The sequence below is a fragment of the Ramlibacter humi genome (genome assembly GCF_004681975.1).
GTDB lineage: Bacteria > Pseudomonadota > Gammaproteobacteria > Burkholderiales > Burkholderiaceae_C > Ramlibacter > Ramlibacter humi.
In genome coordinates, this window is sequence record NZ_SMLK01000001.1 from 761057 (window position 1) to 785181 (window position 24125).

At 68.9% G+C, this 24125-nt stretch carries 27 protein-coding genes; 13 read left to right on the forward strand and 14 right to left on the reverse strand.

The features are described from left to right. Entirely contained in the window at window positions 1–2199 is a 2199-nt protein-coding gene (locus EZ216_RS03450; RefSeq protein ID WP_135248166.1) for an O-antigen ligase family protein, read from the forward strand. On the opposite strand, the gene ygfZ is transcribed toward EZ216_RS03450, so the two are convergent. Next, window positions 2200–3114, reverse strand: coding sequence for a CAF17-like 4Fe-4S cluster assembly/insertion protein YgfZ (gene ygfZ, locus EZ216_RS03455; protein WP_135248167.1), 915 nt, complete (start codon window positions 3112–3114; stop codon window positions 2200–2202). A gap of 64 nt (window positions 3115–3178) precedes the next feature. Between ygfZ and mltG the strand changes: the two genes are divergently transcribed. From mltG to EZ216_RS03490, 7 genes are all read left to right on the forward strand, one after another. Then, a complete protein-coding gene (mltG, locus tag EZ216_RS03460) occupies window positions 3179–4156 on the forward strand; it encodes an endolytic transglycosylase MltG (protein ID WP_167772816.1) in 978 nt (325 codons plus the stop codon). Continuing rightward, window positions 4153–4797 (forward strand): dTMP kinase, encoded by a 645-nt coding sequence (tmk, locus tag EZ216_RS03465; RefSeq protein WP_135248169.1) that lies wholly within the window; start codon window positions 4153–4155, stop codon window positions 4795–4797. Before mltG ends, tmk begins: the two co-directional genes overlap by 4 nt. After that, window positions 4794–5786: a DNA polymerase III delta subunit-related protein gene (locus EZ216_RS03470; RefSeq protein ID WP_135248170.1), complete on the forward strand. Its 993-nt coding sequence runs from the start codon at window positions 4794–4796 to the stop codon at window positions 5784–5786. The genes tmk and EZ216_RS03470 overlap by 4 nt, the downstream gene beginning before the upstream one ends. A 10-nt stretch (window positions 5787–5796) precedes the next feature. Beyond that, window positions 5797–6150 (forward strand): PilZ domain-containing protein, encoded by a 354-nt coding sequence (locus EZ216_RS03475; RefSeq protein WP_135248171.1) that lies wholly within the window; start codon window positions 5797–5799, stop codon window positions 6148–6150. 43 nt (window positions 6151–6193) lie between these two features. Further along, a complete protein-coding gene (locus tag EZ216_RS03480; RefSeq protein ID WP_135248172.1) occupies window positions 6194–7000 on the forward strand; it encodes a TatD family hydrolase in 807 nt (268 codons plus the stop codon). Further along, the gene (locus tag EZ216_RS03485) at window positions 6997–7656 is read left to right on the forward strand and encodes an ankyrin repeat domain-containing protein (RefSeq protein ID WP_135248173.1); all 660 of its coding nucleotides are present in this window, start codon (window positions 6997–6999) and stop codon (window positions 7654–7656) included. The genes EZ216_RS03480 and EZ216_RS03485 overlap by 4 nt, the downstream gene beginning before the upstream one ends. Before the next feature lie 533 nt (window positions 7657–8189). Next, on the forward strand, window positions 8190–8522 hold the full coding sequence (locus tag EZ216_RS03490) for a hypothetical protein (protein WP_135248174.1): 333 nt from the start codon (window positions 8190–8192) through the stop codon (window positions 8520–8522). Between the two features lie 10 nt (window positions 8523–8532). On the opposite strand, the gene EZ216_RS03495 is transcribed toward EZ216_RS03490, so the two are convergent. The 7 genes from EZ216_RS03495 to guaB all read right to left on the reverse strand — a co-directional run bounded on the left by EZ216_RS03495 (window position 8533) and on the right by guaB (window position 15448). Continuing rightward, a complete protein-coding gene (locus tag EZ216_RS03495) occupies window positions 8533–9453 on the reverse strand; it encodes an LD-carboxypeptidase (RefSeq protein WP_135248175.1) in 921 nt (306 codons plus the stop codon). Further along, window positions 9450–10832, reverse strand: coding sequence for a tRNA adenosine(34) deaminase TadA (gene tadA / locus EZ216_RS03500; protein ID WP_135248176.1), 1383 nt, complete (start codon window positions 10830–10832; stop codon window positions 9450–9452). The genes EZ216_RS03495 and tadA overlap by 4 nt, the downstream gene beginning before the upstream one ends. 13 nt (window positions 10833–10845) lie before the next feature. After that, a complete protein-coding gene (locus EZ216_RS03505) occupies window positions 10846–11463 on the reverse strand; it encodes an FMN-binding negative transcriptional regulator (protein ID WP_135248177.1) in 618 nt (205 codons plus the stop codon). Window positions 11464–11542: 79 nt separating this feature from the next. Beyond that, window positions 11543–13162 (reverse strand): glutamine-hydrolyzing GMP synthase, encoded by a 1620-nt coding sequence (gene guaA, locus EZ216_RS03510; RefSeq protein ID WP_135248178.1) that lies wholly within the window; start codon window positions 13160–13162, stop codon window positions 11543–11545. A 7-nt stretch (window positions 13163–13169) separates the two neighbouring features. After that, entirely contained in the window at window positions 13170–13586 is a 417-nt protein-coding gene (locus tag EZ216_RS03515; RefSeq protein WP_135248179.1) for a type II toxin-antitoxin system VapC family toxin, read from the reverse strand. Then, window positions 13573–13881, reverse strand: a complete 309-nt coding sequence (locus tag EZ216_RS03520) for a type II toxin-antitoxin system Phd/YefM family antitoxin (protein WP_135248180.1) — start codon at window positions 13879–13881, stop codon at window positions 13573–13575. Before EZ216_RS03520 ends, EZ216_RS03515 begins: the two co-directional genes overlap by 14 nt. A 97-nt stretch (window positions 13882–13978) precedes the next feature. Then, window positions 13979–15448, reverse strand: coding sequence for an IMP dehydrogenase (gene guaB / locus EZ216_RS03525; RefSeq protein WP_135248181.1), 1470 nt, complete (start codon window positions 15446–15448; stop codon window positions 13979–13981). Window positions 15449–15592: 144 nt separating this feature from the next. Between guaB and EZ216_RS03530 the strand changes: the two genes are divergently transcribed. Then, entirely contained in the window at window positions 15593–16108 is a 516-nt protein-coding gene (locus EZ216_RS03530; protein ID WP_135248182.1) for a DUF4124 domain-containing protein, read from the forward strand. Here EZ216_RS03530 and EZ216_RS03535 read toward each other — a convergent pair. Both EZ216_RS03535 and EZ216_RS03540 read right to left on the reverse strand, forming a co-directional pair. Continuing rightward, a complete protein-coding gene (locus tag EZ216_RS03535; protein ID WP_135248183.1) occupies window positions 16102–16416 on the reverse strand; it encodes an RnfH family protein in 315 nt (104 codons plus the stop codon). The two genes, EZ216_RS03530 and EZ216_RS03535, sit on opposite strands and share 7 nt — an antisense overlap. Window positions 16417–16420: 4 nt before the next feature. Next, a complete protein-coding gene (locus tag EZ216_RS03540) occupies window positions 16421–16861 on the reverse strand; it encodes a type II toxin-antitoxin system RatA family toxin (RefSeq protein ID WP_135248184.1) in 441 nt (146 codons plus the stop codon). Window positions 16862–16936: 75 nt separating this feature from the next. On the opposite strand from EZ216_RS03540, the gene smpB reads away from it, so the two are divergent. From smpB to EZ216_RS03560, 4 genes are all read left to right on the forward strand, one after another. Further along, window positions 16937–17410, forward strand: coding sequence for an SsrA-binding protein SmpB (gene smpB / locus EZ216_RS03545; RefSeq protein ID WP_135248185.1), 474 nt, complete (start codon window positions 16937–16939; stop codon window positions 17408–17410). A gap of 63 nt (window positions 17411–17473) precedes the next feature. Continuing rightward, window positions 17474–17863, forward strand: coding sequence for a COG4315 family predicted lipoprotein (locus EZ216_RS03550; protein WP_135248186.1), 390 nt, complete (start codon window positions 17474–17476; stop codon window positions 17861–17863). 143 nt (window positions 17864–18006) lie between these two features. Next, window positions 18007–18525 carry a sigma-70 family RNA polymerase sigma factor gene (locus EZ216_RS03555; RefSeq protein ID WP_135248187.1) on the forward strand — a complete coding sequence of 173 codons (519 nt, stop codon included), beginning with the start codon at window positions 18007–18009 and terminating at the stop codon, window positions 18523–18525. 8 nt (window positions 18526–18533) lie between these two features. Beyond that, window positions 18534–19340 (forward strand): anti-sigma factor family protein, encoded by an 807-nt coding sequence (locus tag EZ216_RS03560; protein ID WP_205959613.1) that lies wholly within the window; start codon window positions 18534–18536, stop codon window positions 19338–19340. Window positions 19341–19350: 10 nt separating this feature from the next. Here the strand turns inward: EZ216_RS03560 and EZ216_RS03565 are convergent, their stop codons facing one another. The 4 genes from EZ216_RS03565 to truB are packed head-to-tail and all read right to left on the reverse strand — an operon-like array spanning window position 19351 to window position 24124. After that, window positions 19351–20412, reverse strand: a complete 1062-nt coding sequence (locus EZ216_RS03565) for an enoyl-CoA hydratase/isomerase family protein (protein WP_135248189.1) — start codon at window positions 20410–20412, stop codon at window positions 19351–19353. After that, complete coding sequence (locus EZ216_RS03570; protein ID WP_135248190.1) at window positions 20409–21281, reverse strand: DMT family transporter; 873 nt, start codon at window positions 21279–21281, stop codon at window positions 20409–20411. The genes EZ216_RS03565 and EZ216_RS03570 overlap by 4 nt, the downstream gene beginning before the upstream one ends. A 48-nt stretch (window positions 21282–21329) precedes the next feature. Next, window positions 21330–23162, reverse strand: coding sequence for a translational GTPase TypA (gene typA, locus EZ216_RS03575; protein ID WP_135248191.1), 1833 nt, complete (start codon window positions 23160–23162; stop codon window positions 21330–21332). Further along, the gene (gene truB, locus EZ216_RS03580) at window positions 23159–24124 is read right to left on the reverse strand and encodes a tRNA pseudouridine(55) synthase TruB (protein ID WP_135248192.1); all 966 of its coding nucleotides are present in this window, start codon (window positions 24122–24124) and stop codon (window positions 23159–23161) included. Before truB ends, typA begins: the two co-directional genes overlap by 4 nt. Between the last annotated feature and the right edge of the window lies 1 nt (window position 24125).

The following is a 24125-nucleotide window of genomic DNA, read 5'->3' on the forward strand; positions in this document are numbered from 1 at the left end:
ATGGGCCGCCAACGCCGGCGTTCTGCCGAGCGCGCAGCCGCGCGGGAAGCGGCGACGGCCGCGCCCGTCATTGCGGCACCCGCCACTGCGTCCGGAACTTCGGCCGGCGTCGTGTGGCTGCTGGCTGCCGCGCTGTTCCTCGCGCCGGCCCTGGGTGTTCCCAGCGAGCTGATGCTGCAGGACACGCTGAAGTCCATCGTCGTCTCGTTCGCGGCGCTGGCGGCGGCCCTGGTGTTTTTCTGGCAGCAACGCGGCGCATTGCGCGAGGTGCGGTGGCATCCCGTGCTGTGGCTGCCGCTGCTGCTCATGGCGTACGCGCTGGGCAGCATGGCGTGGTCCCATGCCTACCTGGGCGGTGTCGAGGCCATCCGCTGGTTCGTGTTCTCGCTGATCCTGTGGCTGGGGCTGCAGGCGTTCACGCCGGGCCGCCTGCCGGTGTTGGCCGCGGCCATCCACGGCGGCGCCGTTGTGGCTTCGCTTTGGGCGGCGCTGCAGTTCTGGGGCGAGTTCACCCTGTTCCCGCAGGGACCGAATCCGGCATCGACTTTCGTCAACCGCAACTTTTTCGCCGAGTTCGTCGTCTGCACGCTGCCGTTCGGCGCGCTGCTGCTGGCCCGCGCGCGCACGATGCCGGGCACGGTGATCCTGGCGGCGACGAATGCGCTGGTCGTGCTGGCGATCCTGATGACCGGCACCCGCGCGGCGCTCATCTCGCTGTGGCTGCAGTTGCTGGCGGTGCTTCCTTTCATCGCCTGGCGGTTCCGTTCACAAGCGGTGCCTTGGCCGAAGGCCCGGGTGGGCGTGGCCGCGGCGGTGCTGCTGGTCGGCGTCATCGGGCTCGGCTCCATCCCCTCGAACAACGAGAGCCTGCTGAAGGAAGGGCGCGGCACCACCGCGTTGCAACGCGGCTTCAACCGCACGGCATCGATCGGGCCGAACGACGAATCGCTCAACCTGCGCAAGGTGATGTGGGCGGCGACGCTGCGCATGATTGCGGACCGTCCCGTCAGCGGTGTCGGCGCCGGCGCCTGGGAGGTGCAGGTTCCGCGCTACCAGGCCGACGGCGAGCAGCTGGAGACCGACTACTACGTGCACAACGAGGTGCTGCAGCTGCTGGCCGAAGATGGCGTGGTGGGCCTCGTGTTCCTCGCGGGACTGTTCGGCTACCTGCTGCTGTCGGCGTGGCGCACATGGCGGGCCGGATCTGCATCGGAAGAGGGGCCCTTGCGGGCCGTCGCGCTGGCCAGCCTGCTGTCGCTGATGGTGGTCAGCAACGTGGGCTTCCCGTGGCGCATGGCGGCCACCGGCGCGCTGTTCGCGGCGTGCCTCGGCCTGTTGGCGGCCTCCGATGCGCGCATCGGCTTCGGCGGCCGCATCCGCGCGCGCACGGCGGCTTGGCGGACGGGTTGGACTTCGCCGGCACTGGTGGGCACGACGCTGGCGTTGGCACTGGCCGTCTTCATCACATGGGAAGCGGCCGAGTGCGAGCGGAAGCTGGTGCGCGCCGCCCAGCTGGCCACGTCGATCAGCCGCGAGGCCAACCCGAACGACCCGAAATGGGACGGCGCGCGGGCGGAGATGCTGCAGCTGCTGCGCGAAGGCATCGCCATCAACCGCCACTACCGCAAGATCACGCCCATCGCCGCCGACGAGATGGCCAACTGGGGCGACTGGAAGGACGCGCTCTGGGTCTGGCAATCGGTGCTGTCCTCGCGTCCCTACGTGGTGGCCATCATCACCAACGTGGCGCGCGGCTACGCCTCGCTCAACCAGCCCGACCAGGCCTTCGAGTACCTGGAGCGGGCGCGGGCCGTTTCGCCGCATGCGCCTTCGGTGCTGTCGCTGGAAGTCATCCTGTATTCGCGCTTCCGCGACGCCCGAGAAGCGGCGAAGCTGGCCCGGCAGGCACTGGACCTGGGGCGCTACGACTACGACCTGCTGTTCAACGCGTTCCGGCTCGGCCTGCGCACGGGCGACTCGGCGCTTTCGCGCGACGCATTGCAGAAGCTGGCGGCCCAGTACCCGTCCTCGCGGCCGCAGGTGCTGCTGGAGCTGGGCCGCTTCCACCTGGAAGTGGAGAAGGTGGAGGCGAACGCCATCGCTTCGTGGCGGCAGGCACTGGCTGCCACGCCGCCGGAGCAGCGCGAACTGCTGCTGCAGCAGATTCCGCCCGAGTACCGCGCCCAGGTGGCGCGCTGATCAGATGTCGGCCAGCAGCGCGTAGGGCAGGGGCTGTAGCGCCAATGCCGGGCCGTCCGCCGCGCCCAGCGTGAGCCGGCCGCTTTCGGCCGCCGACACCTGCATGGAGACGATCGCATCCCAACCGCCGGATGGTGCGGGGGCCGCCTGCGCGACCAGGCCGCAGGGTTGCGAGGGATCGGACTCGTGGAAGACTTCCTGGCCGGCCTGCATCGGTGCCGTGCCATGCACGATGTAGGCGCGCCGCTTGAGCGTGCCGCGGAACTGGCTGCGCGCGACGACTTCCTGGCCGGGGTAGCAGCCCTTCTTGAAGTTCACGCCGCCGACCGACTCGTAGTTCAGCATCTGCGGCACGAAGGCTTCGGCCACCGGCGCGGTGAGCGTGGCGACGCCGCTGCGCACATCGCCCCAGAGCCAGGTGTCCAGCGGCAACTGAGCTGGTTCCAGGGCTTGGCCCGCGGGTGCGATGAGCAATGCACGCGGCTGCCGGTCCGCCGGGTAAAGCGCGATGGCGTGGCCTTCGCCTTGCGCCACCGCCGACCAGGGTTCGCGCGGACCGCCCAGCGCGGCCGAGGCAACGTCGCCGGCCAGGCCTTGCAGCGCGAAATCGGCCGTCGCTTCGCTGAGCTTCACTTTCGTGCGCAGCACGAACATCGACAGGCGTTTCAGCGTGGGCGCCAGCAAGTCGCGCGAAGTCACGAGAAGGATGTCTTCCTTCGTGGCCGCCAGCGCGACGAAGCTGGCCAGCATGCGGCCTTTGGCGGTACAGAACGCGGCCAGCCGCGCCTGGCCTGACGGCAGCAGGGCGAAGTCCTGGGTGAGCTGGTTGTGCAGGAAGCGGGCGGCTTCCTCGCCCTGCGCGCGGATCACGCCCAGGTGGGTGAGGGCGGCGCGGCCTTCGAGGGGATGAACCATCGCTCCATTATCATGGCCGGTCATTTCCAACAGGGTTTTCAGGGGCGTGGCGCGGTTCTTCAAGATGCTTTTTCTGCTCGCCGCGCTGGCACTGCTGGCCGTGGCCGCTTGGGGCTGGTGGTGGGTGCAGCGGCCGCTGGCGCTGCCGGCGGCGACGGTCGACCTGTCCATCGAGCCGGGCACGCTGCCGCGCGGCGTGGCGCAGGCCGTCGCCGACGCGGGCGTGGACGTCAATCCCGACCTGCTCTACGCCTGGTTCCGCCTGTCCGGGCAAGCCCGCCAGATCAAGGCCGGCAGCTACGAGCTGGAGCAGGGCATCACGGCCTACCGGCTGCTGTCGAAGCTGGCCCGCGGCGAGGAAAGCCTGCGGGCCCTGACGCTGGTCGAAGGCTGGAACATCCGGCAGGTGAGGGCGGCGCTGGCCAAGGAAGATTCGCTCAAGCACGACACGTCCGCGCTGGATGACGCCGCCCTGATGCAGTTGCTGGGCCGCGCGGGCCAGTACCCGGAAGGGCGCTTCTTCCCCGACACGTACACGTTCGCCAAGGGCAGCCCCGAGTCGGCCCTGCTCAAGCGCGCGCTTCGCGCCATGGACAAGCGGCTGGACGCGGCGTGGGCGCAGCGCACGCCGCAGGTGGTGGTGAAGTCGCCTGAAGAGGCGCTGATCCTGGCCAGCATCGTCGAGAAGGAAACCGGCCGCGGCGCCGACCGGCCGCTGGTGGCGGCGGTGTTCAACAACCGCCTGCGCGTGGGCATGCCGCTGCAGACCGACCCGACGGTGATCTACGGCATGGGCGCCGCCTTCAATGGCAACCTGCGCAAGATCGACCTGCAGACCGACACGCCCTGGAACACGTACACGCGCCCGGGGCTGCCCCCGACGCCCATCGCCATGCCGGGCAAGGCTGCTTTGCTGGCCGCGGTGCAGCCGGCGCAAAGCAAGGCGCTTTACTTCGTCGCGCGCGGCGACGGCAGCAGCCATTTCAGCGAAACGCTGGACGAGCACAACCGCGCCGTCAACAAATACCAGAGGGGCCAGTGAGCCAGGGGCTGTTCATCTCGTTCGAAGGCATCGACGGCGCGGGCAAGAGCACGCACGTCGAAGGATTGGCACAGGCTTTCCGCGCGGCGGGCCGCAACGTCACCGTGACGCGCGAGCCGGGCGGCACGCCGCTGGCCGAGCAGTTGCGCGCGCTGGCGCTGAACGCGCCGATGGACCCGTTGACCGAAGCGCTGCTGATGTTCGCCGCGCGGCGCGACCACCTGGGGCAGGTCATCGAGCCGGCGCTGGCGCGTGGCGACGTGGTGTTGTGCGACCGCTTCACCGACGCGACCTTCGCCTACCAGGGTGGCGGGCGCGGCTTCGATCTGGCCGTGCTGTCGCAGCTGGAACGCTGGGTGCAGTCGACGCCGGCCCTGCCCGCCGGCACGCTGCGGCAGCCGGCCCTGACGCTGTGGTTCGAGGTCGCGCCGGAAGTCGCGGCGCAACGGCTGGCGGGCGCGCGGGCGCCCGATCGCTTCGAATCGCAGCCGGCCGAGTTCTTCCGCCGCGTGCTGCGAGGCTACGAGGCGCGTGCCCAAGCCGAAGCAGGGCGCTTCGCGCGCATCGATGCGGACCGGCCCCGCGAGCAGGTCTGGGATCAGGTGATCCTCGCGGTGCGATCGCGCGGGTGGCTGGCATGAACGCGGCACCGTGGATCGCCGAGCAGGCCCGCGCGCTGCTGGCGCAGCGCGGCCATGCGTGGCTGCTGCAGGGCCCCTCGGGGCTGGGCCAGTACGCGCTGGGGCTGGAGATGGCGCGCGCCTGGCTGTGTGACCAGCCGGGCCCGGACGGCGCCTGCGGCCAGTGCGCCAGCTGCCACGCCATCGGCGTGCGCACCCATGCCGACCTGTGCGTCCTGATGCCCGAAACGGCCATGCAGGCGCTGGAATGGCCGCTGGCGGAAAAGGCGCAGCAGGAGATCGACGACAAGAAGCGCAAGCCGAGCAAGGAGATTCGCGTCGACGCGATGCGCGACGCGGTGGAATTCGCGCAGCGCACCAGCGCGCGCGGCCGCGGCAAGGTGGTGCTGGTGTACCCGGCCGAGCGCATGAACCACGTGACGGCCAACACGCTGCTCAAGACACTGGAAGAGCCGCCCGGCGACGTGCGTTTCGTGCTGGCCAGCGAGTCGGCGCACCAGCTGCTGCCCACCATCCGCAGCCGCTGCCTGGGCCACACCATGCGCTGGCCCGGCGCGGACGAATCGCTGGCGTGGCTGGCGGCGCAGGGCGTGCCGGCGGCCGACGCGCCGGTACTGCTGCGCGCGGCGGGCGGCCGGCCCGAGGAAGCGCTGGCCTGGAGCAGGGCGGGCCGCACGGCCAAGGCCTGGTCGCAGGTGCCCAAGGCGGTGGCCCGGGGCGAGGTGGGCGCACTGGAAGATTGCTCGCCGGCTCAGGCCATCGACGTGCTGCAGAAGCTCTGCCACGACCTGCTGGCCGTGCGCGTTCAGGCGGTGCCGCGGTTCTTCGAGCCCGGCGACCTGCCGCGGCCGGCCGGTTACGAATCGCTGACGGCGTGGTGGCGTGACCTCGCCGTGGCGCAAAAAACGGCAGAACATCCCTTCAACGCTGGCCTGATGCTGGAATCGCTTGTGGGCCGGGCGCGCGCGGCCCTACACTCGGCCGGCTGAGTTCCCCCACATGAGCACCGCCACCCCCCGTCCCAGCGTCATCCAGCTCGCCATCAAGGAGAAGGCGGCGCTGTATGCGGCCTACATCCCCCTGTTCGCGGACGGCGGCGTATTCATCCCCACCACCCGCGACTACAAGCTGGGCGACGACGTGTACGTGCTGCTGTCCCTGCCGGACGATCCGCAGCGCTACCCGGTGGCCGGCAAGGTGGCCTGGGTGACGCCGCCCCGCGCGGCGGCCAACCGCACCCAGGGCGTGGGCGTGCGGTTCCCGGCCGACGACAAGTCCAAGCTGCTGAAGCTCAAGATCGAGGAGATCCTGGGCGGGCACCTGGCGTCCGAGCGGCCGACGCAGACCATCTGACCCGGTCCTCAAGCGGCCTTCGCCGCTGGTGCATCATCGGCGGATGTATGTCGATTCGCATTGCCACCTGAGCTTTCCCGAGCTGTCCGAAAAGCTGGACGAGATCCGCGCCGCCATGGCGCAGGCGCAGGTGGACCGCGCGCTTTGCATCTGCACGACGCTGGAGGAGTTCGAGGACATCCACGCGCTGGCGCGGCGTTACGACAACTTCTGGGCGTCGGTGGGCGTGCATCCGGACAACGAAGGCATCCAGGAGCCGAGCCTCCAGGACCTGCTGGAGCGCGCCGCCCGGCCCAAGGTGGTGGCCATCGGCGAGACCGGGCTGGACTACTACCAGATGGACGAGCGCAAGGGCGGGCGCAGCGTCGCCGACCTGGAATGGCAGCGCAACCGCTTCCGCACCCACATCCGCGCCGCCCGGCAGTGCGGCAAGCCGTTGATCATCCACACCCGCTCGGCCTCCTCCGACACGGTGGCGATCCTCAAAGAGGAGGGTGAAGACGGCTCACCCGGCAGCGTGGGGGGCGTGTTCCATTGCTTCACCGAAACCGCCGAAGTGGCCCGGGCGGCGCTGGACCTGGGCTTCTACATCTCGTTTTCCGGCATCCTGACCTTCAAGAGCGCGGCCGACCTGCGCGAGGTGGCCGCCTTCGTGCCGGAAGACCGGATCCTGATCGAGACCGACAGCCCGTACCTGGCGCCCGTGCCGTACCGTGGCAAGACCAACAACCCTTCCTACGTGCCTTACGTGGCCAGGCAGATCGGCGAGCTGCGCGGACTGGCGCCCGAAGCCGTCGGCGAGCTCACCAGCCGTAATTTCGAGCGCCTCTTCGCGGGGGTTTTGGCGTGAGAAAGTACATCAACTTCATTCTCCAGCTAATTGTCCTGATTGGATTTTCTTCGGCCCATGCAGGGTCGTACGACGACTTCTTCCGGGCCCTCAAGCAAGACGATCCGTCGGCGATCAGCGGGCTTCTGCAGCGCGGTTTCGACCCCAACACGCCCGCGCCGGATGGCCAGAACGGGCTGTTCCTGGCGATCCGGGACGGCTCGCTGAAAGCTGCCCAGGCCCTGGTCGACTGGCCGCAGACCAACGTCGAGGTGCGCAACGCTCATGATGAAAGCCCGCTGATGATGGCGGCGCTCAAGGGCCAGGTGGCGTTGGTCAAGCGCCTGGTCGAGCGCGGCGCGGACATCAACAAGCCGGGCTGGGCGCCGCTGCATTACGCGGCGACCGGCGGCCACCTGGAGATCATGGCTTTCCTTCTGGAGAACTACGCGTTCATCGACGCCGAGTCGCCCAACGGCACGACGCCGCTGATGATGGCCGCCCAGTACGGCACGCCGGCCGCCGTGAAGCTGCTGCTGGAGGCTGGCGCGGACACGGCCATGAAGAACCAGCGCGGCTTGGATGCGATCGCGTTCGCCAAGCTGGGCAACCGGCCGGACTCGGCGGAGATGATCTCGGCGTACGTGCGGAGCCAGCAGCCGAAGGGCAAGTGGTAGGCGGGCTGCAGGTTTTGAGCCTCCGTCTGCCCATCTGATTGAATTGATACGATGTGCATTATGTAAAATAACAGGCGCTGCGAAGTCTTCATGAGTTTCGGTAGCGCCCCCGGACCTCGCATCCGTCAGCCTCCCGGCGCTCAAGCGACCGGGCCCTCCACGTGGCTCCGTCCTGCAGAGGCATGACAAGAGGCTGGCGCTCCGTCGGATACAACGAGGCCGTGGGAAACTAGCTCCCAATTCGATAGCCATCTTCGCCGACGCGCCGACGGTCATCCCATCTCCATGCTCCCCATGCGCATCACCCGCCTGCAATTCGCGTTCTTCCTGGAGGTCGCAGTACCCGAAAGCACCGCCTCCGGCCCACTGATCGCAACAACTAGAAACGGCATGACGACTCGTTACCAACTCCTTGATCCTGCAAGGAGTTTTTCGTGAAATCCGTCACCCGCCGTCCTTGCTGGCTCAACCGGGGCGGCCTATCTTGTCAAACCTGCTGCCACAAATCGGCACCCTAGAGACAAAAACGACACATGCGTTGGTCCAAGCAAAGCCTTCGCAATAGCCTCTACGGGCTGCTGGGCCACGGCCAGCTGTCCGATACGACGCTGGACAGCCGGATAGAAGACATCCGCGAGTCCATGCTCGACCTCCTCGGGACGAGCGGCCCGCGCGACTTCCCGCAAGTCACGCGTCGAATCCGCTACGCAGGCGACGTGCAGGCGCTCTGGTACCTGCGCGGCGACCTGATGGCGGTGCTGGCCTCGCTGCACGGCGAAGCCCAGGCACGGCTCCACGTCCAGTCGGTCACGGACATGTTCCGCGGCCTGCTGCCCAAGGCGCTGACCGCCGGCGCCCGAGGCTGAACCCCGCCGGCTAGTGCCGGTGCCCCCACAGCAGGAACGCATCCCGGCCTTCGACGGCCAGATGCACCGGTGCGCCCACCGGCAGCGCCACCTTGGTCGCCACATGGCCGAAAGGCAGGCCGGTGTACACGGGCGCCTTGACCTGGGAGCGCAACCAGCCCACCACCGTCGCAAGCTTGAAGCCGCGGTCGTGCGGCGCCGGCTTGTAGTTGGTGAAGTGGCCGAAGACCACGGCTTTCTGCTTCGCCAGGATGCCCGCGTGCAGCAGCTGCGTCAGCATGCGCTCGACCCGGTACGGGTGCTCGTGCACGTCCTCGATGAACAGGATGCCGCCCTTGATCGCGGGCAGCCAGGGCGTGCCGACCATCGCCGCCAGGATCGACAGGTTGCCGCCCCAGAGCATGCCTTCCACCCGCTTGAACTTCGGAGCGGCTTCGGACGCCGGCAGGCGCCAGCCGGTGCCTTCACCCTGCCCCACAGCCAGGTCCTCGAAGCAGGCCTGCATGATGTCGTCGGGTTCGGCGTGCACGCCGAAATCCTCGCCGACCGCCGGACCAGACCAGGTCACGGCGCCCGTCTTGGCCAGCACGGCGTTCTGGAAGGCGGTGAAGTCGCTCAGGCCGACGAACTTGGTGCCGCCCTTCACCGCCCTGGCGATCGCCTTGTAGGGCAGCCGCGGCAGCAGGCGGGTCAGGCCGTAGCCGCCGCGCGTGATGATGGCCACGTCGGCGCCGCTGTTCGCCGCACGTTCGATGGCCGCCAGGCGCGTGTCGTCGTCGCCGGCGAAGCGCATGTGCACCGAAAAGGTATCGGGGTCGACTTCGACTTCATGGCCCAGCGCTCGCAGGCGCTTGATGCCGCGCCGCACGGCGGCCTTGTCGCGAACGGCACTGGAGGGGGAATAGACGTAGATGCGTTGGGAGGAGGTCACGCGGCGAAGTATCCCACCGCCCTGCGCGCGATCGCCTCGCCGTGCTCCTGCACGAAGTGGCCGGCCTGCGGCAGCACCATGGGTTCGGGGCAGCCGCGGATCTGTTCGCGCAGCGCCTGCATGACGGGCGTGCCGAGCACGGGGTCCTGCGCGCCGATGGCCATCAGGCTGCGGCCGGCCCAGTCCTGGCGCCAGAACTCGCGCGCACGGCGAGAAACTTCCGCGCCGTCCGAATCAGGGAACTCCGGCACCATCGGCGGGAACGCCCTCAGCGCCGCGCGGTGGCCGCGGTCCGGGAACGGCGCGTTGTACGCCTCGCATTCCTCCGGCGTCATGTGCGGGTTGCCGCGCGCGAACAGCCGGCCGACGTCGAAGTCGGGCTTCTCGGCGCACATGCGGCGCCACGCGACGAAACCTTCGCTGAGCGGCACGTCGCCCGTGCCCAGCGTGGTGTTCATCGCCAGCAGCCCGCGGTAACGGCCGGGCGCTTCCATCGGCAGTGTCAGGCCCAGCAGGCCGCCCCAGTCCTGCACCACCAGCACGACGTCCTGCAGGTCGAGGCGCTCGACGAATTCCAGCAGCATCTGCCGGTGCCAGGAGAACGTGTGCGCCGAATCCTTCTTGGGCTTGTCGCTCTTGCCGAAGCCGGCCAGGTCCGGGGCCACCACGCGATGGCCGGCCGCCAGGAAGACCGGGATCATCCGGCGATACAGGTAGCTCCACGCCGGGTTGCCGTGCAGGCACAGCCAGGTGATGGGCGCCTGCCGGGGGCCTTCGTCGAGGTAGTGCATCCGCAGACCCGCCAGCGAAGGCAGGTCTGCGACATGGTGCGGCGCCCACGGATAGTCCGGCAGGTTCGCGAACCGTTCCTCCGGCGTGCGCAAGGCGTCGTCGCGCAGCGGAAAGGCATTGGCGCGCGCCTCCTGCCGTTTCGCGGCGAAGAACGCGGAGAGGCCGGCACCACATTCGTCCGCCAGCACGCCTTGGGCCAGCTGAGTGCGATGGTTCAGCCGGCGCTCTTCGAACAGGTTCAGCACCGACCCTGCGGCGCCCGTCTTGGGGTCCGCCGCGCCGAACACCACGCGCTTGAGCCGCGCGTGCAGCATCGCGCCGCTGCACATGGCGCAAGGCTCCAGCGTCACGTACAGCTCGCAGTCGTCCAGCCGGTAATTGCCCGTGGCGGCCGCGGCTTCGCGCAACGCCATGACTTCCGCGTGCGCCGTGGGGTCGTGCGCGCCGATCGGCCGGTTGTGGCCGCGGCCGATGACCTGGTCGCCGCGCACGACCACGGCGCCCACCGGCACCTCGCCGGCGGCTTGCGCCAGCGCCGCCTGTTCCAGCGCCAGGCGCATGAAAGCGGCGTCGCGGTCCGCGCTCACCGCCCTGCCCCCGTCAGGCACCCTGGCCGATGCGGTCCATCCACGCGACGAGGCCCTGCCCCTGCTCGCCGCCCGCGAGGCAAGCCTCGCGCATGCGCGCATGCGATTCGGGCCGGTGCTGGTTCAGCTTGATCTTGCATTGCAGGTCGACGACTTTCAGCTCGAAGGCCACGATGCCCGTGAGCATCTTCTGCGCGAATTCTTCCGGCAGCCCGCGCCACTGCTCCGCGTACGGCGGCTCATGGTCGCCGATCAGCTTCTTCAGCAGCTTGTCCTTGCCTTCGGCATCTTCGATCAGCGTGGCTTCGACGGTGCAATGCACCGCGACGTAGTTCCACGTCGGCACGCGCTGCAGGTCCAGGTACACCTTGGGCGACAGGTAGGCATGCGGGCCCAGGAACGAAGCCACCGCGCGCGGCCGCTCGGCCAGATAGCGCCAGTGCGCGTTCGGCTTGGCCACGTGCCCCAGCAGCAACAGGCCTTCCGGCCGCTCTTCCAGGTGCAGGGGCAGGTGCGTGATGTAAGGCAGCCCGTCCTCGTCGCACGAGACGAGGCTGGCGAACGGGTGCTCGCGCATCAGCGTGGCGGCGAGCGCGGCATCCTTGGCTTTGAACTGCGGCGGCATGTACATGGCGGTCACTCCTCGAAGGCCACTGTAGCGGCGCGAAGGCCGCCGCGTGCTGCAATTTCCGCATCAGAGCGATGCGGGGTCACTCCCACTCGATGGTCGCGGGCGGCTTGCTGGACACGTCGTAGGTCACGCGGTTGATGCCGCGCACCTCGTTGATGATGCGGCTGGACACCTTCTTGAGCAGCGCGTACGGCAGCTCGGCCCAGTCGGCGGTCATGAAGTCGCTGGTCTGCACCGCGCGCAGCGCCACCACGTAGTCGTAGGTGCGGCCGTCGCCCATCACGCCCACGCTCTTGACGGGCAGGAACACCGTGAAGGCCTGGCTGGTGAGGTCGTACCAGCTCTTGCCGGTGGCCTCGTCGCGGAAGTTGCGCAGTTCCTGGATGAAGATGTCGTCGGCCCGGCGCAGCAGGTCGGCGTATTCCTTCCTCACCTCGCCCAGGATGCGCACGCCCAGGCCGGGGCCGGGGAACGGGTGGCGGTACACCATCTCCGGCGGCAGGCCCAGCGCGACGCCCAGCTCGCGCACCTCGTCCTTGAACAGGTCGCGCAGCGGTTCCAGCAGTTTCAGGCCCAGCTGCTCCGGCAGGCCGCCCACGTTGTGGTGGCTCTTGATCGTGACGGCCTTCTTGCTCTTGGCGCCGCCGGACTCGATGACGTCCGGGTAGATGGTTCCCTGCGCCAGGAAGGTGGCGCCCTTGTGCCCTTGCCCGCCCGCCTTCAGCCGCGCGGCTTCGGCCTTGAACACCTCGACGAATTCGCGGCCGATGATCTTGCGCTTCTGCTCCGGGTCGCTCACGCCCTTCAGGTGGCCCAGGAACTGCTCGCTGGCATCCACGTGGATCACCCGCGCGTGCAGCTTGCCCGCGAACATCTCCATGACCATCTTGCCTTCGTCCAGGCGCAGCAGGCCGTGGTCCACGAACACGCAGGTCAGCTGGTCGCCGATGGCGCGGTGGATCAGCGCCGCGGCCACGGACGAATCCACGCCGCCCGACAGGCCCAGGATCACCTCCTGGTCGCCGACCTGCTTGCGGATGGCCTCCACGGCCTCCGCGATGTGGTCGCGCATCACCCAGTCTGGGCGCGCCTGGCAGATGCCGCGCACGAAGCGCTCGAGGATCGCGCGGCCCTGCACCGTGTGGGTCACTTCCGCGTGGAACTGGATCGCATAGAACTTGCGCGCCTCGTCGGCCATGCCGGCGATCGGGCAGCTCTCGGTGGACGCCATCAGCTTGAACCCGGGCGGCATCTCCACGACCTTGTCGCCGTGGGACATCCACACGTTCAGCATGCCGTGGCCTTCGGGCGTGGTGTAGTCGGCGATGCCGCGCAGCAGCTCGGTGTGGCCGCGGGCGCGCACGGCGGCGAAGCCGAACTCGCGCTTGTGCCCGCCTTCGACCTTGCCGCCCAGCTGGTGCGCCATGGTCTGCATGCCGTAGCAGATACCCAGCACCGGCACGCCGAGTTCGAACACGGCTTGCGGCGCCTTGTCGGTGGTCTCTTCGTAAACGCTGGCGTGGCTGCCGGAGAGGATGACGCCCTTCAGGCGACCGTCGGCGGCGTACTGGCGCACCCAGTCGTCGCTGACGTCGCAGGGGTGGACTTCGGAATACACGTGCGCCTCGCGCACGCGCCGGGCGATCAGCTGCGTGACCTGGGAGCCGAAGTCGAGGATGAGGATCTTGTCGTGTTGCATGGCGGGTTCAGGGGAGGTCGGTGATGACGGGGTGGTCGAGCTTCACGCAGGCGCGCTTGAGCGCTTCGTCCATCGTGACCAGGGGCGCTTTCAGGTCCAGGGCCAGCTTGAGGTACGCGGCGTCGCAGGGCGTCAGCGCGAGGTCTTGCGCCCATGACCAGAATTCCAGCGGCGACACGCGCATCGGCGCCAGTGACACGGGAAGCCGGCTCAGCAGCCGAAGGACGTGCTGGTGGACGGCCGGCGTGAACCGTCCTCGCGCCAGGGCACAGCCCGCGGCATGCAGGGCCTCGAGCGGGAAGATCGCGGCGCTGGTGGCGCTTTCCTCGTGCGTCATGACGCGGACCAGCGACTGCGACACGCGGTCACCGCCCTCGTCCGGAAACGCCCAGCTGGCGAACGCCGAGGCATCAACGACCAGCATGGCCGTCCTTGGCGCCGAGCCAGCGTTCGGCGCGCTCCTCGATCTCGCGCTTGTGCCCGGCCCAGATTTCCTGGAAGCCCGGACCAGCCGGATTGACCTTGGCGCGCAGGGCCTGAAGCTCCGCGATCACGGCCTGGCGGCGCGCCTCGATGCTGGGTTGCTCGGTTTCGGGCTCACGGATCAACCGGATCACGCGCTTGCCATGGCGCGTCAGGACGACTTCCTCGCCCTGCTCGACCGCACGGATCAGCTCGGACAACTGGCTTTTCGCTTGGTGGATGGGGATGGTCTGCATGATCTGGGCAGAATCGAGTTGATTTAGGCCATATTTTAGGCCGAACAAAGAAAAAAGGGCCAGAAAATTCTGGCCCTTTTGAGGAAGCGTGGGTTCGTCAGTCCGCCCGGTAGTTCGGCGCTTCCTTGGTGATCTGCACATCGTGGACGTGGCTTTCGCGCATGCCGGCCGCGGTGATCTGGACGAATTCGGCCGTGGACCGCATCTCTTCGATGCTGGCGCAGCCGCAATAACCCATGGCAGCCCGCACGCCGCCGGCCAGCTGGTAGACGATGGACACGAGCGAGCCCTTGTACGGCACGCGCCCTTCGATGCCTTCGGGCACCAGCTTGTCGGCGTTGGGGTTGGTGCTGGTGGCTTCCTGGAAGTAGCGATCGGCGCTGCCCTGCTGCATGGCGCCGATGGAGCCCATGCCGCGGTAGCTCTTGTAGCTGCGGCCCTGGTACAGGATGACTTCGCCGGGCGCTTCCTCGGTGCCGGCGAACATGCCGCCCATCATCACCGTGCTGGCGCCGGCCGCGATGGCCTTGGCGATGTCGCCCGAGAAGCGGATGCCGCCGTCGGCGATCAGCGGCACGCCGCTGCCTTGCAGAGCCGTCGCGACGTTGTCGATGGCCGTGATCTGCGGCACGCCGACGCCCGCGACGATTCGCGTGGTGCAGATGGAACCGGGGCCGATGCCGACTTTCACCGCGTCCGCGCCCACCTCGACCAACGCGCGCGCCGCGCTGCCGGTGGCGATGTTGCCGCCGATGACGTCCACCTGCGGGTAGTTCTGCTTCACCCAGCGCACGCGTTCGATGACGCCCTTGCTGTGGCCGTGCGCGGTGTCGACCACCACGACGTCGACGCCGGCCTTCACCAGCGCCTCGACGCGTTCTTCCGTGCCCTCACCCACGCCTACCGCCGCGCCAACACGCAGGCGGCCCGACGCGTCACGCGCGGCGTTCGGGAAGCTGGTCTGCTTGGTGATGTCCTTGACAGTGATCAGCCCCTTGAGCTCGAAGCCCTCGCCCACCACCAGCAGCCGCTCCAGCTTGTGCTTGTTCAGCAGCGCCTTCGCTTCCACCAGCGACGTGCCTTCGCGCACCGTCACCAGGCGGTCGCGCGGCGTCATGATCTGGCTGACGGGCACGTCGTAGCGCGTCTCGAAGCGCAGGTCGCGGCCGGTGACGATGCCCACCACCTTGCCCGCGTCCACCACCGGGAAGCCCGACACGCCCAGCTGCTCGGAAAGGTCCATCACCTGGCGCACCGTGTGCGAAGGCGTGATCACCACCGGGTCGCGCACCACGCCGGATTCGTAGCGCTTCACGCGCGACACCTCGGCCGCCTGCTGCTTGGGCGTGAGGTTCTTGTGCACGATGCCGATGCCGCCTTCCTGCGCCATGGCGATGGCCAGGCGGGCTTCGGTCACGGTGTCCATCGCGGCGGACACCAGCGGCAGGTTCAGGGAGATGTTGCGCGAAAGGCGGGTGGCGAGGGCAGTGTCCTTGGGCAGGACCTGGGAGAACGCCGGCACCAGCAACACGTCGTCGAAGGTGAGCGCTTTGCCGAGAAGGCGCATGGGGAAGGCTCCAAAAAACGGATTGTACCCATGGGCCCTTGGGGCTTTCCCGCGTGAGGGAACTGCGCCGTTTGCGTGAAACAGTGCGCGCGCGAGCGTCCGCGCGGCCTTCGACTTGTTGGGCTACGCGGCTAAACTGGCGCGATGAACGCTGTCCGCGCCCTCACCCTCGCCGCCCTGTGCACCCTGCCCCTCGCCGCCGCCGCGCAATGGATGTGGGTCGACAAGGACGGCCGCAAGGTCCTGAGCGATCAGGCGCCGCCGCCAGGCACGCCGCCGAAGAACATCCTGCGCCAGCCCGGCGGCCGCGCCGCTCCGCAACCGGCCGCCGCCGAACCCGAAGCCGCGGCGTCCAAGCCCGCCGTGGCCGCTGCCAGCGGGCCGAAGGTGTCCACCACGGACAAGGGCCTGGAAGACAAGCGCAAGCAGGCCGAAGCCGCCGAAGCCGAGAAGAAGAAGGCCGAAACCGAGAAGGTCGCCAAGGCGCAGGCCGAGAACTGCACGCGCGCCAAGGGCGCCAAGGCCGAATTCGATTCCGGCGCGCGCATCTCGCGCACCAACGAAAAGGGCGAGCGCGAATTCCTGGACGACAAGCAGCGCGCCGCCGAAGTCGCGCGGCTCAAGCAGATCATCGCCAGCGACTGCAAGACGGTTCAGTAACCGGGCTTGGCGCGCGGCCGGCGGCTGGCGAACAGGCCGGCCGCGCGGCTGCCCTGGCGCCGGAACCTCTCGCGGCGCGCCACCTTCGGGTCCACCTTCAGCGGCCGCGCCAGCTCCACGCGGTCGCCGGTGCGCAGCACTTCTTCCAGGGCCACCTTGCGGCCCCACACGCCGACGGCTTCGCCTTCGACGGGAGTCAGTCCCGCTGCGACCAGGGCATCGCGGATGGTCGCGCCTTCGGGCAGATCGAGCGCCTGCTCGCGCACTTCGCGCGGCCCCGGCGAATGGAGGATGGTCACGCGGGGCATGGCGTCAGCCGTAGACGTGCTCGGCGCGCTTGACGAAGGCGTCCACCAGGCTGCCGGCGATGCGGTCGAACACCGGGCCGACCACCGCCGCCAGGGCGCCGCTCTTGAAGCCGTAGTTCAGGTCCAGTTCGACCTTGCAGGCGCGCTGGCCCGCTTTGCCCACTGGCACGAAAGTCCAGTTGCCGTCCAGGTTGGAGAACGGTCCTTCCACCAGCTTCATGTGCACCTGCCGCCCCGGCACGTGGTCGTTGCGGGTGACGAAGCTCTGGCGGATGCCGCTGAAAGCGATGCTCACTTCCGCCTTCATGCCGCGGTCGTCCTGCTCCAGCACCGCGGCGCGGTCGCACCACGGCAGGAACTTGGGATACTGTGCCACGTCGGTGACCAGCTTGAACATCTCTTCCGCGCTGTACCAGATCAGCACGGAACGGTGGACGGTTTTCATACAGAATGCGGGGCCCCGCGGAGCAGAGCCTGCCGGGGATTGTAGGGAGCCCCTCCGCTCCCCATCTGTAAGCCCATGGCCCACAAGCAAGACAGCAGCACCCGCATCGCCGAGAACAAGAAGGCTTCGTACAACTATTTCTTCGAGGAGAAGTACGAGGCCGGCATGGTGCTGCAAGGCTGGGAAGTCAAGGCCGTGCGCGAAGGCAAGGTGCAGCTCACCGATGGCTACGTCGTCATCCGCGACGGCGAGCTCTACGTCATCGGCTGCCGCATCGACCCGCTGAAGACCGCGTCCACCCACGTCAACCCAGACTCCATCCGCACCAAGAAACTGCTGATGCACAAGGACGAGATCCGGCGCCTCATCGGCAAGGTCGAGCAGAAGGGCTACACCCTGGTGCCGATCAACCTGCACTGGAAGGCCGGCAAGGTGAAGTGCGAGGTGGCGCTGGCCAAGGGCAAGGCCGAGCACGACAAGCGAGACACCATCAAGGACCGGGAAGGCAAGCGCGAGGTCGAGCGGGCCATGAAATCGCGCAATCGCTGACCGGGGCGGAATAAACCGCCCTTCGCCATCGTTCATCCGGCATCCCCATAACCGGAGCGAACCATGGCCCTGTCCCACACCCTCCCCGCCCTCGGCTTCGCGGCAGCCTTGGCCGCCTGCTCGTCCATGTCGATGGCGTCCGACGGCGCGCCGGCCAAGGTGGCCGACGGCGCGCTGGTCGGCCCCAACGGCATGTCCCTGTACACCTTCGACCGCGACGCGGCCAGCAGCGGCAAGTCCGCCTGCAACGGCCCCTGCGCCACCATCTGGCCGCCGCTGACGGCCGCAGCCTCGGCGTCCGGTTCGGGCGACTGGACCGTCGTGACCCGCGACGACGGCGCCAAGCAGTGGGCGTACAAGGGCAAGCCCGTCTACTACTGGTCCAAGGACACCAAGCCGGGCGAGCGCGGCGGCGACAACTTCAACAACGCCTGGCGCGTGGCGCGTCCCTGATGCCGATGACCGGCATGCCTCCCGGCGGCGAACGCGGCGAGGGTTGGGCCCGCGCCGCCATCGCGGAAGTCGACGCAGTCTTCCTGCGGCACTGGCCGGACGCCCCCGTTTCGCGTCCGGCCCCGCTGCACTAAGCTGCGCCGATGCCACTGTCCGCCGCCGATCTCGAGGCGCAGATCCCGCAGCTGCGGCGCTATGCGCGCACGCTGGCTGGCGACGCGTGGGCGGCAGACGACCTGGTGCAGGACACGCTGGAGCGAGCCTGCGACCGCTGGCGCCTGTGGCAGGCCGGCAGTGACCTGCGCGCCTGGCTGTTCACGCTGATGCACAACCTGTTCATCGACGGCGCGCGCCGCGCGCTGCGCCAGCAGGCGGACCAGCACCTGGACCTGGACGATGCGGCACCGGAGCTGGTGGCGCCCTCCGGCCCGACCGACCAGGCGCTGGACCTGCAGCGCTGCCTGCTTCGCCTGCCCGACGAACAGCGCGAGGTGCTGCTGCTGGTCACCCTGCAGGACCTCAGCTACGAGGAAGTGGCCCGCATCACCGGCACGCCGATCGGCACCGTGATGTCGCGCCTCTCCCGCGCGCGCAGCCGCCTGCGGGAACTGATGGAAGGCGGCTTGCCCGCGGCGGTGGTGCCGTTGCGCCGGATGAAATGAGAACCGAGATGAACGCAGGAACCGATCCGCGTCCCGACGAAGCCCGCCTGCATGCGCTGGTGGATGGCCAGCTGCCGCCCGCGGAGCGCGAAGCGCTGCGCGCCCAACTGGCCGCTGACCCCGAGGCTGAAGCCACCGTGAAGGCCTGGGCCGCGCAACGCGAACACCTGCGCGCCCTGCATGCCGGCGTGCTGCGCGAGCCCGTGCCGCCCGCGCTGGCTGCCGCCGCGCGCCATCTTCGCCAGGAAGGCCGCCGGCTGGACCGGTGGCAGCGCTGGGGCGGCATCGCCGCCTCGGTGGTGATCGCCTTCACCGTCGGCTGGCTGGCGCACGGCTGGGACCAGGCCGGCGCCAAGCCGCGCCAGCTGGCCGAGTTCGGCCGCCAGGCCGTGGTGGCGCACGTGGTGTATTCGCCCGAGGTGCGGCATCCGGTGGAAGTGACGGCCGCGCAGCAGGATCACCTGGTTCAGTGGCTGTCCAAGCGCCTGGGCCGGCCGCTGAAGGTGCCCGACCTCACGGCGCAGGGCTACGAGCTGGTCGGTGGCCGCCTGTTGCCCGGCGAGGACGGCGCGCGGGCGCAGTTCATGTACCAGAACGCGCGCACCGAGCGCATCACGCTGTACGTCGGCGCGGTGGATTCCGGTGCCAAGGGTCCCAGCGACGGAGGTACCGGCGAGACGGCCTTCCGTTTCACGCACGAAGACGGCGCTTCCAGCTTCTACTGGGTGGACCAGGGGTTCGGCTACGCGCTGGCCGGCCGGATGGGCCGCGCCGAGCTGCTGCCGCTGGCGGAGACCGTCTACCGCCAGCTTTGAGCCGCGGCGCTCAGGCCAGGCCGCGCAGCGGGTGCTGTTCCGCCGGCCAGGGGCTGGCGAAGAACGGCGCCACCATGGCCGGCGTCACGTCCTCGATGCGCGCCGGGTTCCAGCGCGGCGAGTGGTCCTTGTCCACCGCCAGCGCGCGGATGCCTTCCACGGTTTCGCTGGCCGCGCCAGGGCGCAGGTGGAAGCAGTGGTGCACCAGGTCGCGCTCCATGCGCAGGTCGTCGGCCAGGTTCATGGCGCGCGCGCGGCGCACCTGTTCCAGCACCACGTGCAGCATCAGCGGCGACCGCTTGCGCAACGCAGCGGCGGTGTGGCGCGCCCAGTCGGACGTTTCGGCTTCGAGCGCGGAGACGATCTCGGGCACGGTGGGCAACGCGAAGATGCGGTCGATCTCGGGACGATGCTGCGAGAGGGGCGAACCTTCGACGCGGTGCGGCACGGGCACGGCGGCCGAACCCTCGATGGCCAGCCTGTCCCACAGCGAAGGCAACTCGCCGGAAGGCAAGGAGATGTCGGCCAAGCGCGCATCCACGGCGTCCGTCGCGCCGATCATCTCGCCCGTCAGCGCCAGGTATTCGCCCAGGCGGCCGGGGCTGCGCGAGAGGAAGTAGCCGCCGCCCACGTCGGGGAACAGGCCGATGTTGGTCTCGGGCATCGCCATCTTCGTTCGCTCGGTCACGATGCGGCAGCGCGCGCCCTGCGAGATGCCCATGCCGCCGCCCATCACGATGCCGTCCATGAAGGCGACGTACGGCTTCGCGTAGCCGTGCACGAGGTGGTTGAGCGTGTATTCCTCGGTGAAGAAGGCCTCCAGCGCCGGGTCGCCCGCCAGCGCGGCGGCGTGGAAGAAGCGGATGTCGCCGCCCGCACAGAAGGAACCGAAGGGCCCTTCCTTGCCGGTGCCGCGGATGGTGACCACCTCGACGCGCGGGTCGTCGCGCCACTGCAGCAGCGTGGACGTCAGCGCCCGGATCATGTCCAGCGACAGCGCGTTCAGCGCCTTGGGCCGGTTGAGCGTGATGCGCCCCGCCTTGCCCGAAACCTCGACCACCACCTCGCTCATGCGCGCTGCCTCCAGCCCACCACTTCGTTCATCACCAGCGAGCCGATGACCAGCGCGCCACCCGACAGCACCGTCTGCGTCGGCACCTCGTCGGCGCCCACCCAGGCCAGCACGATGCCGAAGATCACTTCCAGCAAAGCCAGCAGCGCGACCTCCGGCGCCTTCAGCACCCGCGCGCACAGCACCGAGAGGACGCAGGGGATCGACAACTGCACCAGCCCCAGCAGCGCCAGCAGGCCGATGTCGTGCCACGAGGCGGCGAACGGCATGGCCAGCGGCAGCGTGGCGATGCAGGAGATGACCGCGCCCACCAGCACCGCCGGCACCAGGTCGATGTTTTCGCCGTGCGCATGCGCGCGCTGCGCGACGGTCCAGTTGACCGCGCCCGCGAGCGGCACGCACAGCGCCACCAGCGTGCCGGCCATCTGCCCGCCCGACACCTGCGCGCCGTACATGTAGCCGATGCCCACGCCGGCCACCAGGATGGCCAGCCAGGTGCGGCCGGGGATGCGGTGCCCGATGAAGATGCGCGCCACCAGCGCCGTGAGGAACGGTCCCGCCGCCATGGTCACCAGCACGTTGGCGACGCTGGTCAGCGTGAGCGCCACCATGAAGGCGGTGAACATCACGCTCCAACACAGGCCGGACAGCCACAGCGGCGCGCCGCCGGTGCGCAACTTGCGGAACACGGCGCGCCCCTGGAAGAACGGCAGGATCACCAGCAGCGACAGCACGGTGAAGAAGCTGCGCCAGAAGGTGACCTCGAAGCTGCGCGCCTGCTCCAGGTGGCGCGTGATGACGCCGGCGATCGACCACATCAGGGTGACCGCCACCATCAGGAACACCGCTTTGGTGTGGGTGAGCTTCATCTCGTTGTTGTTGTGGTCCGCCCGTGTCCCGCGGGCGGAGTCGCGATCTTAGGCTGCTTCTCGCAGGGCACGCTTGCGCTCGTGCTCCTTCAGGAAGCGCTTGCGCAGGCGCACCGACTTCGGCGTGATCTCGACCAGCTCGTCGTCGTCGATGAATTCGACGCCATATTCCAGCGTCAGTTCGATCGGCGGCGTGATCTTGATCGCGTCTTCCTTGCCGCTGACGCGGAAGTTGGTCAGCTGCTTGGTGCGGGTGGCGTTGACCACCAGGTCGTTGTCGCGGCTGTGGATGCCGACGATCATGCCTTCGTACACCGGGTCGTTGGCCTTGACGAACATGCGGCCGCGGTCGTCCAGCTTGCCCAGCGCGTAGGTGAAGATCTCGCCGTCGTCCATGGAGATCAGCACGCCGTTCTTGCGGCCGCCGATGTCGCCCTTGAACGGCTCGTAGCGGTCGAAGATGTTCGAGATCAGGCCCGAGCCGCGGGTGAGGTTCAGGAACTCGTTGGAGAAGCCGATCAGCCCGCGCGCGGGGATGCGGTACTCCAGGCGCACGCGGCCGCGGCCGTCCGGCTCCATGTTCACCAGGTCGCCCTTGCGCTCGCCCAGCGCCTGCATCACGCCGCCCTGGTGCTGCTCCTCGATGTCCACGGTCACCAGCTCGATCGGCTCGCAGCGCTGGCCGTCGATGTCCTTGAACACCACGCGCGGCTTGGACACGGCCAGCTCGTAGCCTTCGCGGCGCATGTTCTCCAGCAGGATGGTGAGGTGCAGTTCACCGCGGCCGGACACTTCGAACACGCCCTCCTCGTCCGTCTCGCGCACGCGCAGCGCCACGTTGGACTGCAGCTCCTTCTGCAGGCGGTCCCAGATCTGGCGGCTGGTGACGAACTTGCCTTCGCGGCCGGCCAGCGGGCTGGTGTTGACGCAGAAGTTCATCGTCAGCGTCGGCTCGTCGACCTTCAGCACCGGCAGCGGCTGCGGGTTCAGCGGGTCGGTGATGGTGACGCCGATGCCGAGGTCGGCGATGCCGTTGACCAGCACGATGTCGCCGGGGCCGGCTTCGTTGACCTGCACGCGGTCCAGGCCCTGGAAGGTCAGCACCTGGTTGATGCGGCCCTTGAACGAATTGCCGTCCGGGCCTTCCATCACCAGCACGTCGGTGGCGGGCTTGAGCGTGCCCGCGTTGATGCGGCCCACGCCGATACGGCCGACGAAGGTGGAGAAGTCCAGCGCGGAAATCTGCAGCTGCAGCGGCGCGGCCGGATCACCTTCGTGCGCCGGCACGTGCTTCAGCACGGTCTCGAACAGGGCCGACATGTCCGGGCCCCACTGCTCGCCCGCCGCGCCGGCTTCCATCGAACTCCAGCCGTTGATGCCGGACGCGTACACCACCGGGAAGTCCAGCTGCTCGTCGGTGGCGCCCAGCTTGTCGAACAGGTCGAAGGCGGCGTTGATCACCTTGTCGGGATCGGCGCCCGGCTTGTCCACCTTGTTCACCACCACGATCGGGCGCAGGCCGAGGGCCAGCGCCTTCTTGGTGACGAAGCGGGTCTGCGGCATCGGGCCTTCCTGGGCGTCGATCAGCAGCAGCACGCCGTCGACCATGGACAGCGCGCGCTCCACCTCGCCGCCGAAGTCGGCGTGGCCGGGGGTGTCGACGATGTTGATGTGCGTGCCCTTCCAGCTGACGGCGCAGTTCTTGGCCAGGATGGTGATGCCACGCTCGCGCTCGATGGCGTTGTTGTCCATCACGGTGTCCTGCACCTTCTCGTGTTCGGCAAAGGTGCCCGACTGGCGCAGGAGCTGGTCGACCATGGTGGTCTTGCCGTGGTCGACGTGGGCGATGATGGCGATGTTGCGGATTTGCTTGGCGGTCATGGGGTCGTGGTCGCGGTTCGCGACTGCAGGATTTGCTGGATTTCGATCGGGCTCAGCAAACGCCCGGGGATGAGTTCGCCGGCCTTCACGTGGCCGGTGCCGAGCAGCGCCGGCGGGTCTTCTCCGAATACGGCGGCGGCTTCGATGTCGGGCCACGCGCCGCGGCGGCGCAGTCCGGAAAGGAATCGGCCCGCATCGTCGCGGCCCAGGGTGACGGGCGTGTGTCCGCCCAGCAGCGCCTCGGGCATCAGCAGCGCGGCTTCGCGCTCGGGCTCGCTCATGGCCTGGAAGGCTTCCAGGTCCACGCATTCCGAGATGTCGAACGGGCCGGTGGCCACGCGGCGCAACGACGCCAGGTGCGCACCGCAGCCCAGGGCCTTGCCGATGTCTTCGCCCAGCGTGCGGATGTAGGTGCCCTTGCTCACGCGCGTGCGGATCTTCAGCGCGGCCCAGCCCTCGTGCGCGATGGCCTCCAGCCGCAGTTCGTGCACGGTGATCTCGCGCGGCTCGCGTTCGACGGTTTCGCCGGCGCGCGCGTATTCGTACAGCGCCTTGCCGTCCTTTTTCAGCGCGCTGTGCATCGGGGGCACCTGCTTCAAGCGTCCGGTGAACAGGCTTTCCAGCTTCGCCAGCACGACGTCGTCGACATGCGGCACCGGGGCCTGCGACACGACTTCGCCTTCGGCATCGCCGGTACTTGTGACGACGCCGAGCACCGCGACGGCTTCATAGGCCTTGTCCGCGTCCAGATGCAGCTGGCTGAACTTGGTGGCCGCGCCGAAGCACAGCGGCAGCACGCCGGTGGCCAGCGGGTCCAGCGTGCCGGTGTGGCCCGCCTTCTCGGCCCGCAGCAGCCATTTGCATTTCTGCAGCGCGTCGTTGCTGGACAGGCCTCTCGGCTTGTCCAGCAGCAGCACCCCATGCACGGGGCGCCTCACGACCCGTGCCCGTGGTGCGCTCATG

Bases quoted from the DNA above. Each gene is read 5' to 3' on its own strand.
- EZ216_RS03450 (WP_135248166.1), top strand. From the start codon at position 1: ATGGGCCGCCAACGCCGGCGTTCTGCCGAGCGCGCAGCCGCGCGGGAA.
- ygfZ (WP_135248167.1), bottom strand. From the start codon at position 3,114: ATGGTTCATCCCCTCGAAGGCCGCGCCGCCCTCACCCACCTGGGCGTG.
- mltG (WP_167772816.1), top strand. From the start codon at position 3,179: ATGCTTTTTCTGCTCGCCGCGCTGGCACTGCTGGCCGTGGCCGCTTGG.
- EZ216_RS03470 (WP_135248170.1), top strand. From the start codon at position 4,794: ATGAACGCGGCACCGTGGATCGCCGAGCAGGCCCGCGCGCTGCTGGCG.
- EZ216_RS03475 (WP_135248171.1), top strand. From the start codon at position 5,797: ATGAGCACCGCCACCCCCCGTCCCAGCGTCATCCAGCTCGCCATCAAG.
- EZ216_RS03480 (WP_135248172.1), top strand. From the start codon at position 6,194: ATGTATGTCGATTCGCATTGCCACCTGAGCTTTCCCGAGCTGTCCGAA.
- EZ216_RS03490 (WP_135248174.1), top strand. From the start codon at position 8,190: ATGCGTTGGTCCAAGCAAAGCCTTCGCAATAGCCTCTACGGGCTGCTG.
- EZ216_RS03505 (WP_135248177.1), bottom strand. From the start codon at position 11,463: ATGTACATGCCGCCGCAGTTCAAAGCCAAGGATGCCGCGCTCGCCGCC.
- guaA (WP_135248178.1), bottom strand. From the start codon at position 13,162: ATGCAACACGACAAGATCCTCATCCTCGACTTCGGCTCCCAGGTCACG.
- EZ216_RS03515 (WP_135248179.1), bottom strand. From the start codon at position 13,586: ATGCTGGTCGTTGATGCCTCGGCGTTCGCCAGCTGGGCGTTTCCGGAC.
- EZ216_RS03520 (WP_135248180.1), bottom strand. From the start codon at position 13,881: ATGCAGACCATCCCCATCCACCAAGCGAAAAGCCAGTTGTCCGAGCTG.
- guaB (WP_135248181.1), bottom strand. From the start codon at position 15,448: ATGCGCCTTCTCGGCAAAGCGCTCACCTTCGACGACGTGTTGCTGGTG.
- EZ216_RS03530 (WP_135248182.1), top strand. From the start codon at position 15,593: ATGAACGCTGTCCGCGCCCTCACCCTCGCCGCCCTGTGCACCCTGCCC.
- EZ216_RS03535 (WP_135248183.1), bottom strand. From the start codon at position 16,416: ATGCCCCGCGTGACCATCCTCCATTCGCCGGGGCCGCGCGAAGTGCGC.
- EZ216_RS03540 (WP_135248184.1), bottom strand. From the start codon at position 16,861: ATGAAAACCGTCCACCGTTCCGTGCTGATCTGGTACAGCGCGGAAGAG.
- smpB (WP_135248185.1), top strand. From the start codon at position 16,937: ATGGCCCACAAGCAAGACAGCAGCACCCGCATCGCCGAGAACAAGAAG.
- EZ216_RS03550 (WP_135248186.1), top strand. From the start codon at position 17,474: ATGGCCCTGTCCCACACCCTCCCCGCCCTCGGCTTCGCGGCAGCCTTG.
- EZ216_RS03555 (WP_135248187.1), top strand. From the start codon at position 18,007: ATGCCACTGTCCGCCGCCGATCTCGAGGCGCAGATCCCGCAGCTGCGG.
- EZ216_RS03560 (WP_205959613.1), top strand. From the start codon at position 18,534: ATGAACGCAGGAACCGATCCGCGTCCCGACGAAGCCCGCCTGCATGCG.
- EZ216_RS03565 (WP_135248189.1), bottom strand. From the start codon at position 20,412: ATGAGCGAGGTGGTGGTCGAGGTTTCGGGCAAGGCGGGGCGCATCACG.
- EZ216_RS03570 (WP_135248190.1), bottom strand. From the start codon at position 21,281: ATGAAGCTCACCCACACCAAAGCGGTGTTCCTGATGGTGGCGGTCACC.
- typA (WP_135248191.1), bottom strand. From the start codon at position 23,162: ATGACCGCCAAGCAAATCCGCAACATCGCCATCATCGCCCACGTCGAC.
- truB (WP_135248192.1), bottom strand. From the start codon at position 24,124: ATGAGCGCACCACGGGCACGGGTCGTGAGGCGCCCCGTGCATGGGGTG.